14 protein-coding genes are annotated in these 13,351 nt (G+C 36.3%); 1 reads left to right on the plus strand and 13 read right to left on the minus strand.

Features of this window, described 5'->3' with window-relative positions; all coding sequences use genetic code 11:
• Position 1: 1 nt before the first annotated feature.
• The 7 genes from aroB to AC4BC5_RS14425 all read right to left on the minus strand — a co-directional run bounded on the left by aroB (position 2) and on the right by AC4BC5_RS14425 (position 6,944).
• Positions 2-1,057, minus strand: coding sequence for a 3-dehydroquinate synthase (aroB, locus tag AC4BC5_RS14395; protein ID WP_490496049.1), 1,056 nt, complete (start codon positions 1,055-1,057; stop codon positions 2-4).
• Between the two features lie 32 nt (positions 1,058-1,089).
• The gene (aroF, locus tag AC4BC5_RS14400) at positions 1,090-2,109 is read right to left on the minus strand and encodes a 3-deoxy-7-phosphoheptulonate synthase (protein WP_490496050.1); all 1,020 of its coding nucleotides are present in this window, start codon (positions 2,107-2,109) and stop codon (positions 1,090-1,092) included.
• Positions 2,110-2,138: 29 nt separating this feature from the next.
• Positions 2,139-3,005 carry a shikimate dehydrogenase gene (aroE, locus tag AC4BC5_RS14405; protein ID WP_490496051.1) on the minus strand — a complete coding sequence of 289 codons (867 nt, stop codon included), beginning with the start codon at positions 3,003-3,005 and terminating at the stop codon, positions 2,139-2,141.
• Between the two features lie 361 nt (positions 3,006-3,366).
• A complete protein-coding gene (locus tag AC4BC5_RS14410; RefSeq protein ID WP_490496052.1) occupies positions 3,367-4,131 on the minus strand; it encodes an ABC transporter ATP-binding protein in 765 nt (254 codons plus the stop codon).
• Entirely contained in the window at positions 4,131-5,015 is an 885-nt protein-coding gene (locus AC4BC5_RS14415) for an ABC transporter permease (protein ID WP_490496053.1), read from the minus strand. Before AC4BC5_RS14415 ends, AC4BC5_RS14410 begins: the two co-directional genes overlap by 1 nt.
• On the minus strand, positions 5,012-6,025 hold the full coding sequence (gene trpX, locus AC4BC5_RS14420) for a tryptophan ABC transporter substrate-binding protein (RefSeq protein WP_490496054.1): 1,014 nt from the start codon (positions 6,023-6,025) through the stop codon (positions 5,012-5,014). Before trpX ends, AC4BC5_RS14415 begins: the two co-directional genes overlap by 4 nt.
• Positions 6,026-6,365: 340 nt before the next feature.
• Positions 6,366-6,944 carry a hypothetical protein gene (locus AC4BC5_RS14425; protein ID WP_490496055.1) on the minus strand — a complete coding sequence of 193 codons (579 nt, stop codon included), beginning with the start codon at positions 6,942-6,944 and terminating at the stop codon, positions 6,366-6,368.
• Positions 6,945-7,144: 200 nt separating this feature from the next.
• On the opposite strand from AC4BC5_RS14425, the gene efbA reads away from it, so the two are divergent.
• Positions 7,145-8,839 (plus strand): fibronectin-binding protein EfbA, encoded by a 1,695-nt coding sequence (efbA, locus tag AC4BC5_RS14430; protein WP_490496056.1) that lies wholly within the window; start codon positions 7,145-7,147, stop codon positions 8,837-8,839.
• 208 nt (positions 8,840-9,047) lie between these two features.
• Here the strand turns inward: efbA and AC4BC5_RS14435 are convergent, their stop codons facing one another.
• The 6 genes from AC4BC5_RS14435 to AC4BC5_RS14460 form a co-directional block, all read right to left on the minus strand.
• On the minus strand, positions 9,048-9,737 hold the full coding sequence (locus tag AC4BC5_RS14435) for a carbonic anhydrase family protein (protein ID WP_490497564.1): 690 nt from the start codon (positions 9,735-9,737) through the stop codon (positions 9,048-9,050).
• 150 nt (positions 9,738-9,887) lie between these two features.
• Positions 9,888-10,016, minus strand: coding sequence for a hypothetical protein (locus tag AC4BC5_RS14440; RefSeq protein ID WP_490496057.1), 129 nt, complete (start codon positions 10,014-10,016; stop codon positions 9,888-9,890).
• A gap of 268 nt (positions 10,017-10,284) precedes the next feature.
• Complete coding sequence (gene pyrE / locus AC4BC5_RS14445; protein ID WP_490496058.1) at positions 10,285-10,917, minus strand: orotate phosphoribosyltransferase; 633 nt, start codon at positions 10,915-10,917, stop codon at positions 10,285-10,287.
• Positions 10,914-11,636 (minus strand): orotidine-5'-phosphate decarboxylase, encoded by a 723-nt coding sequence (pyrF, locus tag AC4BC5_RS14450; protein WP_490496059.1) that lies wholly within the window; start codon positions 11,634-11,636, stop codon positions 10,914-10,916. Before pyrF ends, pyrE begins: the two co-directional genes overlap by 4 nt.
• Positions 11,633-12,565 carry a dihydroorotate dehydrogenase gene (locus AC4BC5_RS14455; RefSeq protein ID WP_490496060.1) on the minus strand — a complete coding sequence of 311 codons (933 nt, stop codon included), beginning with the start codon at positions 12,563-12,565 and terminating at the stop codon, positions 11,633-11,635. The genes pyrF and AC4BC5_RS14455 overlap by 4 nt, the downstream gene beginning before the upstream one ends.
• Complete coding sequence (locus tag AC4BC5_RS14460; protein WP_490496061.1) at positions 12,565-13,344, minus strand: dihydroorotate dehydrogenase electron transfer subunit; 780 nt, start codon at positions 13,342-13,344, stop codon at positions 12,565-12,567. Before AC4BC5_RS14460 ends, AC4BC5_RS14455 begins: the two co-directional genes overlap by 1 nt.
• Between the last annotated feature and the right edge of the window lie 7 nt (positions 13,345-13,351).

Consider the following 13,351-nt stretch of genomic DNA (forward strand, 5'->3'; position numbering starts at 1 on the left):
CCTATTGTAAGTAATCTTTCATCGTTTCGATTGGAATTGACACAATTTTTGCTTGGCCAATTTTTTCAAGTAAAATAATCTTTAATTGCGAACCACGTGCTTTTTTATCATGTGTAATTGCTTGATAAACAGCTTGTGGATCAATTTCCAGCTGAGTTGGTAAATGGAACTTTTCAATCATTTGGATTAATTGTTCGGTAGTGCCTTCAGCCATTTCACCGATTGCCTCAGCATGACGGGAGATCATAACCATCCCTACGGCAACACCTTCTCCATGACTAACAACACCATAACCTGCCGTATTTTCAATTCCATGACCGATAGTATGACCAAAATTTAATATCAGGCGACTACCATTGTCAAATTCGTCTTCTTCAACAACTGCGCGTTTAATTTTTAACGAAGGAATGATTACATCTTCAGCGCGTTTAAGTAATTCAAATTCATCTTTCATCGAAGCTAACAAATTCCAAAGGTTTTCGTCCGAAATTGCTGCAGATTTAATGATTTCAGCGATACCTTCACGTAAACGACGTTCATCTAATGTATTTAGCACTTCGGGATCAATTAACACACCTTCTGGTTGCGAAAAAGTTCCTACTAGATTTTTGGCATTTTTTGTATTGACAGCTGTTTTTCCGCCAATACTAGAATCCACTTGTGCTACTAATGTAGTGGGAATTTGTAAGAAATGTAGGCCTCGCATATAGGTGGAAGCGACAAAACCAACTAGATCGCCAATAACACCACCACCTAACGCGATGATACCATCACTGCGGGTGAAGCCATTTTCTGCTAACAAATCATATAATTGTGCAGCTTGTTCTAATGACTTACTTTGCTCACCGGCTGGTACAATAAAAGTACTTACTTGAAAATCACAAGCTTCAAGTGACTCTTTCACTATTTTACCGTAAAGTGGGGCAACATTGCTATCAGTAATCACTGCGATGCGTTGTGGTTTCCATAAACTTTCTACCCATTGACCACATTTTTTTAGCAAGTGACGTTCAATTTGAATATCATATTGATGATTGGTTAAATTTACCCTTAGCATTTCTTGACACACATCCCTTAAGTTAGTTGTTTTTACATTTCACGAATTTGTTTCATCGCATTGAAAATAACATCGACTTCATTCATCATTTTCAAGTAGTTTTTCTCATTTAATGATTGTGGACCATCTGACCAAGCATTGGCTGGATCTGGATGAATCTCAACAATCATACCATCTGCACCTGCTGCAACACCAGCACGTGCCATTGGAGGAACTAAATCCCAAACACCTGTTCCATGACTTGGGTCAACAATCACTGGAAAATGACTTAATTTTTTCATAATTGGAACCGCACTTAAATCAAAGGTATTACGTGTCGCTGTTTCATAGGTACGAATACCACGTTCAATAAAGATAACTGGGCTTTTTTCTGAAATAGCAATGTATTCAGCAGCATTTAACCATTCATCAATGGTTCCAGAAATTCCACGTTTCAAGCCAATTGGTTTTCCTGTTTGACCAACGGCAGATAATAATTTGAAGTTTTGCATGTTACGTGCACCGATTTGGATAATGTCGCTGTATTCTGCCACAACATCGATGTGGGCTTCATCCATAACTTCAGTAATAACTTTCATATCGTATTCATCCGCAGCTTGACGAATATATTTTAGGCCTTCTTCTTCTAAACCTTGGAAAGCATAGGGTGAAGTACGAGGTTTGTAAGCTCCCCCACGTAAAATTTTTGCTCCGCCGGCTTTCGCCATACGAGCTGTTTCACGGATTTGATCTAAGCCTTCAATTGAACATGGCCCTGCCATTGTCACAAAGCTACCATCCCCAATTTTCACACCATCAACGTCTACAACTGTATCTTGTGGATGGAATTCACGAGAAGTTAATTTGTAGGTATTGCTGATACGTACTGTTTTATCGACACCTTGGTAACTGCGAAAAGCGATATCTTGAATGTTGCGTGTATCGCCAATCAGACCTAATACCACTTGTTCACTTCCTTGATTAATTTGAACGTCTAATCCACTGTCTTTAATTCGTTTGATAACTACTTCTACTTGTTCTTGTGTTGCACCTGGTTTCATAATTACGATCATTTGTTTATCCTTCTTTCGTTTTTTTTTATTTAACTATTTTCAATAATTGGTTTAATTTGTTCAACAGGCATTTTTTTTCCTGTCCAACATTCAAATGCTGCGGCACCTTGATATACAAGCATTCCTAAGCCATTAATGGTTTTCGCACCAACTTTTTGAGCCTGTTTTAATAAATATGTTTCACGCGGATTGTAAATAGCATCATAGACAGTTAAGTCTTTTCGTAAAAATGAAGGATCACTAATCGGCGATGTATCATCTGACATACCTACGCTAGTTGCATTTACTAATAAGCTTGATTGTTTTAATGCAATTTCTAATGCTTTTTGATTACTCAATTCTGTTAGCGTAATCACACAGCTTGTTTTTGAAGTAATCTCTTTGATTTTCTCCTGCATACGTTCATAACGCGGACTTTTACGACTAAAAATATGAATAGCTTGCATCCCATCAAGAGCTGCTTGGCATATCATTGCGGTTGCTGCTCCCCCTGCACCGAGCAACGTCATGGTTTCATTTTTAATCGCCACCTGATTTTCTCGTAAACTTTCACAAAAACCAATGCCATCAGTATTGTGCCCGATTAACTTACCTTCACGATGAATAATGGTATTGATTGCACCGATTAGTTCGGCTGCTTCAGTCAATTCATCCATATAAGCTACTGCTGCAATTTTATGCGGCATTGAAACATTTGCTCCTAACATATCAAAAGTTCGAATAGCTTGTATCCCATGCTCTAATTCGTCTTTTGATACATCGAAAGCAAGATAGACTGCATCGGTATTGGTTTTTTTAAAAGCTAAATTGTGCATTTTGGGAGAGATACTATGCTTAGCTGGACTAGCTAAAAAACCAACTAAACGAGTATATCCACTAATTGCTGTTTTTTCCACTTGCTTCCTCCTGACAATAAAAAATGTCCACTAGTAGGCTGAAAAAATCTACTAGTGGACATTTTAATACTCAAAAAAAGTATGAAAATTTATATTTAGCCACCATAGATTTTCCCTGATCTACGTGGCCTAAAATCAATACGAATCGCTCTAGCCATCATAGATACAAACTGTCTGTTTGTACCCATGCTTTCATGAATACAAACCTATCTAAAATAGCTAAAGTAATAATTATTCAGTTTTGGTTGTCGTGTGTTTTTCATAAAAAATCGCTCCAAACTGATGTAAGATTGAACTTAGTATATGGTTTTAATTAGAATCTGTCAACAGTAAAATTAAAATTCATCTAATTTTTGTTATTCTATACAATTTCCTCGAAAAATTGCAGCAAATCAGGTAGGGTTAATTGGGCTTTTTCTTCTGCATTTAAATCTTCGACGATTTCCCCTTTTTGTAAGACAATCATACGGTTTCCGTATTTCAATGCGTCTTCCATACGATGAGTTATCATTAAACAAGTAAGTTGTTGATCTGCAACGCGACGAGCAGTAATTTCCATTAACTGTTTTGAAGTTCTAGGATCAAGTGCCGCTGTATGTTCATCAAGTAACAGTAGTTCTGGTGTTTGAATTGTTGCCATCAATAAACTTAAGGCTTGTCGTTGACCTCCTGAAAGGTTACCGGCTGGCGTTTCTAAATGATTCTCCAAACCATTACCAATTTCAGCACATAAAGAATGAAACAATTCCCGATTTTGTTTAAGTTGACGTAACTTTAAACCACGCTTTTGTCCACGATTTTTGGCTAATAATAAGTTTTCTGCAACACTCATACGTGGCGCAGTCCCCATTTTCGGATCTTGAAAAACGCGTGAAATATATTGGGCACGACGCTCTTCTGAAAAATTCGTTACATCTTGCTCATGTATAAATAGTTTTCCCTTAGTCAATGGTAAGGTCCCTGAAATACTATTAAACAGCGTACTTTTTCCTGCACCATTTCCTCCTAAAACTGTGATGAATTCTCCTTGATTAATCGAGAGGTTCACATTATTTAACAGAACTTTTTGCTCACCGGGTCCATTATTAACAATTTTTGTTCCATTTTTCAATTCTAAAATAGCCATTATTTCTCCTCTCTTTCAAAACCAGTTTTAAGATGTAACGCTTGTTTAAATTGTGGAATTAATAGACACATTGTTAACACAATTGCTGAGAAAATCTTCAAGTAAGTTGTATCAAAACCAAGACGAATGACTAATAAGATTAACAGTTGATAAATGATACTTCCAACAACAATTGCAATTAAACGTTCTGTAAAAGTTAGCTCACCATATAACACTTCTCCAATAATAATCGATGCCAGACCGATAACGATAACTCCGGTCCCTTTGCTCACATCTGCATATCCATCATTTTGAGCAATTAAAGCACCTGCTAGAGCAATCACGCCATTAGATAAGACTAAACCAATAATTTTCATTCGGTCAGTCTTTATGCCCATAGAACGTGCCATGTGTTCATTATCTCCGGTAGCAATATAGGCTTGTCCAAAATCGGTATTAAAGAAATATACTAGACAAGTAATTAATAATAAAATAACAATCAGACCTGTAAAGACCGTATCATAATGATTTGGTAAATTTAATTTGGTGAAAAAATCTAGGATTCGTGGTTGATTTAATAGCGATAAATTAGGTGTTTGCATCACAAACAGCATAACAGAATTCAACGCAGACATGACGAGAATACCTGATAAGATGACAGGAATTTTCCCTTTCGTATACAATAATCCCGTAACCAAACCAGCACACATACCAGCTAAAACACCTAAAAATGTCGCAACAATCGGCGGTACTCCTTGAACAATTGCCGCTACACAAACTGCCCCACCTAAAGGAAAGGAACCTTCTGTTGTCATATCTGGAAAATTTAAAATGCGATACGTCATAAAGATTCCCAAACCTAAAACACCCCATAATAAGCCTTGTCCAATTGAAGAAATAATCATTCTTCGTCACCTCCAACAAATTTTGCCTGTTCTCTCAATTTTTCTGGAATTTCAATCCCTAAAAATTCAGCTTGTTTTTCATTTAAAATGACATCACCTTGTTTAAATGTATAAACTGGCGTAATAGCAGGATCGGCTCCTTCTAAGATTGAAACAACCATTTCTCCTGTCTTTTTACCTAATGTATACTGGTCAATTCCAATTGTGCCAAGCCCGCCTTGTTCAACCATCGTATCAACTGAAGTAATAATTGGTACTTTTTTCTTATTGGCTTCTCCAACAACTGTTGGCATAGCATTAGCGATTGTGTTGTCTAATGGAATATAAATAAAATCAACCGTATCGCTCATCACTTGAACGGTTTGTGTGATTTCATTTGTTGATGGAATTGGATAAGTCTTAACTTCTAAACCTAATTCTTTAGCGGCTTGTGCTGCTTCTTCGACTTGATATTTAGAATTGTCTTCGGTTGAAGAGTATAGCATACCGACTACCTTGGCATCAGGTAACAATTCTTTTCCTAAACGAATTTGTTCGTCTGCAGGTGCTTTATCTGATACACCAGTGATATTTCCCCCAGGACGTTCAACATTTTCTACAAGTTTAGCACCAACCGGGTCAGTAACTGCACCTAAAACAATTGGAATATCTTGTGTAGCATTAGCCAAAGCTTGTGCAGCTGGTGTCGCAATACCGACAATGACATCCGACTTTTTATTAACCAGTTGCTCACTCATCGTTGCCAGCTTACTTTGATCTGCTTGACCATTTTGGTATTCAATGATTAGATTTTCACCTTCGATATAACCTGCTTCTTTTAAAGAATCTTCTATCCCCTCGCGAATGGCATCAAGTGCTGGATGACTAACAAACTGCAAAATACCCACAGTCTTTTTCTCAGATTTTTCTTCTGGTTTTTCTGCACTCGCTTTCCCATATTGAAAAGCAAATGTCCCGATTAAAACGACAAAAATAACTATTAATGTTGCAATTAACCCTTTATTTTTCATTTTTTTCTCCCCATTTCTTCTTAGTTTTCCATTTTTTGGTAAAAGAAAAAGCAATTGCACGCGGCAATTGCTTCAACAAAAAAGCCGCACAGATTTCTTTCTCTATGCGGCGATATTTACACGTTCATTTACCGACATAGATACAAACTTTAGAATATGCTCTAAAAAGTTGTATCTATGGATTGAAGATCCAATAATACAACTATCTACGCCAATTTTGCCATGCTTTTACTTGTTTTGCGTAAAATAGTCTCATGAATGCTTCCCCCTTTTGTAATGTTGAAATTAGAATACCGTAATCTTGGAGATCCGTCAACTAGTAAATTATTTTTTTATTTTACTATTCTTCTTTTTCTATAGCTTGAATATTAAACATTGGTAAACGATTTAATTCTGGAATCAAATCTTGTTCAGCATCTTCTAAGGAGTCAAAAGTAAAACGTTTTTTTTCAAGACCATTTTGAAAAAATATAAATGTGACTTTATCGGGCTCTACATTGTACTTTTGTTTCAACATATCTACATCATAAATAATCGGATAATAATAAAACTGTCGATTCAATTCATCACTTTTTTCATTTAACATCGTCATCACATCATCGTATTGTTTTCCACTTGGTTTTGTGAACATGACTGAAATGGCCTTTTTATTCTTAATGACTGAGTCGCCTTGATTATAAGAAAAAGGAATGATTTGTTTTGTTGGCAGTTCATTAATAATTAGTTGATTGATTTGTTCTTTCCGAATAATTGGGCTTACCGTTAGCATAACCACAGTTAATATGCCCATTAAAACGGCAGTAATCACTATTCGGATAAGGGTTTTCTTACGATTTGCATTGACTGCATAGCCAAATTCTATCCATGATTCTTGCAGTTGGAACACTATTGTTTCTGCTATCATTTTAATCGTTTTCAATGGATACACCTGCTTCAGTAAATTATCTATTAACTATACTAAAATACTAACAATTAAACAACAGAATCGTCAAGTAAGTTATAAAGCGCTTATTTTTTTTACAATAATCTTTGTCATTAAATCAAGTTTATCTTCATCTTTGTTTTCTGCTACATTTTCGCTATAATGGAGAAAGACTATTAAGAAATGAGGGATAAACGATGTCTTTTGATGGTGTATTTACCCATTTAATGGTAAAAGAGTTATCCGAAGAACTGATTCATGGACGAATCAACAAGATCCAACAACCCTATGAGAATGAAATTGTTTTAATTATTCGTTCAAAAGGTAAAAATCATAAACTATTATTATCTGCTCATCCAAGTTATGCACGTGTTCAATTAACTTCGATGAATTATTTAAATCCTGAGACACCACCTAATTTCGTAATGATGCTCCGCAAATATTTAGATGGCGCGATCTTAGAGCAAATCGATCAGGTAGATAATGACCGTGTGTTACATTTTACCTTTAAAAAAAGAGATGAATTGGGGGATTTGCAACAAATTGTTTTAGTGGTGGAATTAATGGGACGTCACAGTACCGTATTACTCTTAAATAAAGAGACTGGTAAAATTTTAGATGCAATTAAACATATTGGTAGTGCGCATAACACCTATCGTTCTTTATTACCAGGTGCCGAATATATCGCTCCGCCAAAACAAGAAACTTTAAACCCATTTACAGCTACCGACACACAAATTTTCGAAAAGCTATCTACACTTCCGGAATTAACTGGAAAAGCTTTACAGCAAAAATTTCAAGGTTTAGGCAAAGATACTGCTGACGAATTGTCTTTTCGCTTAAATCAAAAGCCAAATGAAAAATTACTTGTGTGGCAATCGTTCTTTAAAGAATTGCAACAAACTGTACCAACCTATATCCAAACAGAAAAAAAAGAATTTTTCACCCCTATTCTTTATCATTCCTTAGAAGGAGTTGCAACTATCACCTATCCTTCTCTCAGCAAACTTTTGGATGCTTTCTATCATGAAAAAGCTGAGCGTGATCGCGTCAAGCAACAAGGTAGTGAATTATTGAAGAAAGTTGAAAATGAATACAAAAGAAATCAACTAAAACTAAAAAAACGACAACAAACCTTAGCTGATTCAGAGAATTCTGAAGAGTTTCGCCAAAAAGGAGAATTGCTAACAACTTTTATGGCACAAGTTCCTAGAGGGGCTGCTGCTGTCCAGTTAGAAAATTATTATGACGAAAATCATTTACTAGAAATTACACTTGATCCAGCATTAACACCGAATCAAAATGCACAAAAATATTTTCAGCGTTACCAAAAATTGCGCAATGCTGTAAAATTAATTGGCGAACAAATCCGGGAAACTGAAGATGAGTTGACTTATTTAGAATCAATTTTATCACAATTGGAGTTGGCGGGACCGATGGATATTCATGTGATTCGTGAAGAGTTGGTTGAACAAGGCTACTTAAAAAATCGTGGCGTAAAAGTAAGAAAAAAAGAAAAAAAATCACAACCTGAACAATTTTTATCTTCTGATGGAATCGATATTCTTGTTGGGAAAAACAATTTACAAAACGATCAACTCACTCTACGTACTGCTCGCAAAACGGATTATTGGTTACACGCAAAAGATATTCCAGGCTCACATGTTATTATTCGTCATAACGAGCCCTCTGAGACGACCATTTTGGAAGCTGCCGAAATCGCAGCGTATTACTCAAAATATCGTCATTCAGCCCAAGTTCCTGTTGATTTAGTTCAAGTTAAACATATTCGTAAACCCAATGGTGCAAAACCAGGCTATGTCATTTATGAAAATCAAACAACTTATTACGTTACACCTCATGAAGAGAATATACTGAAATTAAAAAAATAAACAGCTACTCTAATTACAATCTTGTGATTAGAGTTTTTTAACTAGCACTGAATAAGGGAATGTTTGTCAAAGACTTGACTGAGGTGGGAAAGATTTTAGTGCAATTCTTGCAAAACGTGATTGGTGTGTTGATAGAGGGTTATTATCTTATTTGCAATAATAGTTGCGAGTAAAACAAAATCTTCGTACAAAAAAAGCCCTAAAAGGACTATTTTTTGTGCGAACTGTAATAAATGGGCCGATCTTTCTTATCTTGTAATGGGCGATTGTTGTTTTCTAAAACTTCTTCGCGAAATTCTTCAATAAATAGTCGGCTCATCGCGCCAATTGTATCAAAGACAAACCAATTAACAGGTCCTTTGGTTGGGGGTGTTGTTAACGAACCAACATAGTGGAAATGACTATGTTTTTCGGGTAGGAAAATTGACGGATCAAACCATTGAATATGGTGATCAAAATCCCAAATACTATCATCTTGACCATTACAGATCCAATTTAATTTATCTGTCAAATTAAACAAGACGCCTACTACTAAGTTTTCTTGATCTGCATTTGTATGCACTAAATGGAATTCTAATTCTGTTTGAGTATCATCAATAACATGTTCACTAGGCATATGGAAATGGATATCTGTCAGATGATATTCAACACCTTTAAAGACAACATAGCTTTCTGTATTGTAGGGTACAAAGTGAATAGTGTTTTTAAATTCTTTTTCTGTGAATTTTTCTTTTTTATAATGAAAAGAAAGAATTTCGTCCCCGATTTCTTGTGTTTCATCATGTAGTAAATGAATGGGTGACTGATAAGGATATTTCGCTCCATCAGCATACCAATCACACAACGTATGCCAATGCTTTGGACCATTAGCTCCAGAATAGCTCCATTCCACGTCCATATTCCTTTTTTTCTTCAATGAATTTCCTCCTTTAATGAGTGTAATGACCACTCATTTTTTTATGCTAGCAAATTTTAAATAAAAAGAAAATCATTTTGCACTTGCATTTTCGTACAGATATTGTGTATTTTTATACAAATAAATTTGATTTTAACCTTCTTTGTTACCTTCATACAATGCAATATCCACTTGCAAAAATAATCGTGCTAACGAGACATTTTCTTTTTCATTAACAACATCACTGTCTACACTAACTGTAACTTCAGTTTTGCATTCCATCCTTGTAAAACCCATTGCTAAAATTTTGTATCGGAGTATTAAAAAAAGCAGATTCACCTTGCTCATAACTAATCGAAGTCAATAAAAAAACTCTTCACAGACGACATCCTATTCATTGATTTGTTGGGAATTTTTTAGACTTACCAAACCTCATGCCTTCTTTTAGTTTCATTAACTAAGATGAGTACTAATAGCTCCTTATCCCCTCTTTTGTGCAGTCTAAAATCGCGCTTAACAGTCCACTTAAGCGCGATTTTCTCAACTATTCTTATTTATTCCAATCTTCTGGAGCTTGCTTCCAAGCTTTTAATAATTCTACATCTGCTTCTTTAATATAATTTGATGCTAAAGCTGCTTCAATTAAAGTAGAATAGTTCGTTAAAGTTGTCAAAGCTATGCCAGCTTTTTCAAAGTTAGCTACGCCTTTAGGTAATTCATACGTAAAGATAGCTGAAACACCTAAAACATCTGCTCCTTCACGTTTTGCAGCTTCACACGCTTCAAGAACGCTCCCACCAGTTGAAATCAAATCTTCAATAACCACCATTTTTTGACCTTCAGTAATGCGACCTTCAATCTGATTGCCTTTACCGTGATCTTTAGCTTTACTACGAATATAGACCATTGGTAAGTCTAAAATATCTGCTACCCAAGCTGCATGTGGAATTCCTGCAGTTGCCGTCCCTGCAATTACTTCAACATCTGGATAAGCTGCTTGAATTTTGTCTGCTAAGCCTTGAGCAATTGCTTTACGAACTTTTGGATAACTCATTGTAATACGATTGTCACAATAAATTGGGCTTTTGATACCACTTGCCCATGTAAATGGTTCATTTGGGCTTAGGAATACTGCCTCAATATCTAATAAGTCTTTTGCGATTGTTGTTTCAATTGTTGTCATTGATTACTTTCTCCATTCCATTCATTTTTAATAGCATGATATGCGGCTACTGGATCCTCTGCTTGTGTAATCGGGCGTCCGACAACAATTACACTTGAACCAATTTTTCTTGCAAGTGCAGGTGTAACTACACGTTTTTGATCACCTACAGCTGCACCACTTGGACGAATTCCAGGCGTTAAACACATAAATTTTTCAGAAGTAGTTTCGTGAATTTTCGCTGCTTCTAATGCCGAACAAACAACACCAGCTAAGCCAGCCTTTTCAGCACATTTTGCATAATTCAATACACTCTCTTCCAAAGTTGCAGAAATTAGCTGCTCTTTTTGCATTTCTTCTTCACCAGTTGACGTTAGTTGTGTCACTGCAATTAATTTAGGAACAGCTTGTCCATCTTGTGTTCCGCTTACTAGTCCACGTTTTGCTGCAGTCATCATTTCAATTCCACCGGCAGCATGAACATTCGTAATTGCCACACCTAATTTGGCTAGTCCTTTCATTGCATGCTCAACTGTATTAGGAATATCATGTAATTTTAAATCAAGGAAAATATCATGACCCAATTCTTTTAACCAGCGAACAATTGCTGGTCCCTCCTGATAAAAAATTTCCATACCTACTTTGACAAATAATTTTTCATCAGCCGGAAATTTGGCTAAAAAGCTTTCAATTTCTTTTTTTGATGGAAAATCTAAAGCAATAATTGGTCTTTCGATCATTGATTTCTTCCCTCTCTCACTTCTTTAACTAGCGTTTCTAAAGATGAAATACCCAATTCAGTCATTCGCTTTGGTAGTTCATCAATTAATTTAGGACAGATATATGGATCTGTAAAGTTGGCCGTTCCTACGCCGACTGCGCTAGCTCCTGCCAAATACATTTCTATTACATCATCCACAGTCATTACGCCACCCATTCCGATAATCGGCAAGGATGATACATTAGCTACTTGATTGATTAAACGGATGGCAACTGGTTTGATGGCTGGTCCTGATAAACCACCAGTTTGATTTGCTAAAATAGGTTGACGCGTTTTTAAATCAATACGCATCCCTAATAGCGTATTAATCATTGTGAAACCATCGGCGCCACCACGTTCAATAGCTCTAGCAATGGGGACAATATCGGTTACATTGGGTGATAGTTTGACATAAATTGGGACTTGTGAAACAGCTTTAACTGCTTTTGTTAATTCGTATGCAACCTCAGGGTCAGTACAAAACGTGATTCCCCCATGTTTGACATTCGGACAAGACACATTCAATTCGATAGCTTTGACATTGGCTGCTTTAGATATTTCACGACACACCTCAACATAATCTTGCTGACTAGAACCAGCAACATTTGCAATAATTGGTAAACCTGGATGTTTGTCGTGAAGATCAGGCAAAATTTCCGTCATTACAGTTTCTAAACCTGGATTTTGTAGCCCAATCGCATTAAGCATTCCACTTGGAGTTTCAGCAATACGCGGTGTCGGATTTCCAAAACGAATTTCAGGAGTGGTCGCCTTTATCATAACTGCACCCAACTTATCAATATTATAATACGTGTCATATTCTTTTCCAAAACCAAAGCACCCACTGGCAGGCATGATTGGATTTTTTAAATCTAAACCTGGTAAACTAATGGCTAATGGGTTGGACATTATAATACCACCTTTCCAGCTGGGAAGATAGGTCCTTCGTCGCAAATTTTCACACTTTTCTGACCGCTTTCGTCCTCTTGTAAGTGACAAACACAGGCGTAACAAGCACCCATACCACATGCCATTCTTGCTTCTAAGGATAATTGAACATTTGCAACCGTCCCCAGATAACGTTTCTCTACTGCACGCAACATCCCATTTGCACCACAAGAAAAAACAGCATCGGGATGTTTAGTCATTTGCGCTAATAAATGACCGACATGTCCTTGGGTGCCATAACTACCATCATCTGTCGCAATGTAAGTGTCACCTAATGCCATAAATTCTTCTTCATAATACATTACTTCTTTTGATGCAAAGCCTAAAAAGTGAACTGGTGTCACTCCTTTTGCGATTAATCGTTTGGATAACTCGTAAAGTGGAGGAATCCCAATTCCCCCACCTACGATAAATGCAGTGTCTCCTTCATGAAGTTCAGAAAGTTGGAAACCATTCCCCAACGGACCCATCACATCAAGTTTTTCTCCTATTTTCATTTCAGAGAACACGCGTGTACCATCACCTTCTACTCGATAAATAATACGACAAGTTCCTTCTTCATGATTAATATTATTGATACTAATTGGTCTTCGTAGCAACAAATCATTTTGTGGTACACGAAGATGTAGAAACTGACCAGGAACACACATTTGTTCTACTAATGCTCCCTTTAAGGTCATTTCATAAATTCGTGGTGCTAATAATCGTTGCGAAGTAATTTCCATTAACTCCTGTTTCATGTACTGA

It is taken from the genome of Enterococcus sp. AMC2644 (genome assembly GCF_058216475.1).

What these genes read in the sequence shown, in the direction of transcription:
- trpX (WP_490496054.1), bottom strand. Translation starts at nt 6,025, where the DNA reads ATGAAAAATAAAGGGTTAATTGCAACATTAATAGTTATTTTTGTCGTT.
- aroB (WP_490496049.1), bottom strand. Translation starts at nt 1,057, where the DNA reads ATGCTAAGGGTAAATTTAACCAATCATCAATATGATATTCAAATTGAA.
- AC4BC5_RS14440 (WP_490496057.1), bottom strand. Translation starts at nt 10,016, where the DNA reads ATGGAATGCAAAACTGAAGTTACAGTTAGTGTAGACAGTGATGTTGTT.
- pyrF (WP_490496059.1), bottom strand. Translation starts at nt 11,636, where the DNA reads ATGATCGAAAGACCAATTATTGCTTTAGATTTTCCATCAAAAAAAGAA.
- AC4BC5_RS14410 (WP_490496052.1), bottom strand. Translation starts at nt 4,131, where the DNA reads ATGGCTATTTTAGAATTGAAAAATGGAACAAAAATTGTTAATAATGGA.
- AC4BC5_RS14455 (WP_490496060.1), bottom strand. Translation starts at nt 12,565, where the DNA reads ATGTCCAACCCATTAGCCATTAGTTTACCAGGTTTAGATTTAAAAAAT.
- pyrE (WP_490496058.1), bottom strand. Translation starts at nt 10,917, where the DNA reads ATGACAACAATTGAAACAACAATCGCAAAAGACTTATTAGATATTGAG.
- AC4BC5_RS14460 (WP_490496061.1), bottom strand. Translation starts at nt 13,344, where the DNA reads ATGAAACAGGAGTTAATGGAAATTACTTCGCAACGATTATTAGCACCA.
- AC4BC5_RS14435 (WP_490497564.1), bottom strand. Translation starts at nt 9,737, where the DNA reads ATGGACGTGGAATGGAGCTATTCTGGAGCTAATGGTCCAAAGCATTGG.
- AC4BC5_RS14415 (WP_490496053.1), bottom strand. Translation starts at nt 5,015, where the DNA reads ATGATTATTTCTTCAATTGGACAAGGCTTATTATGGGGTGTTTTAGGT.
- aroF (WP_490496050.1), bottom strand. Translation starts at nt 2,109, where the DNA reads ATGATCGTAATTATGAAACCAGGTGCAACACAAGAACAAGTAGAAGTA.
- efbA (WP_490496056.1), top strand. Translation starts at nt 7,145, where the DNA reads ATGTCTTTTGATGGTGTATTTACCCATTTAATGGTAAAAGAGTTATCC.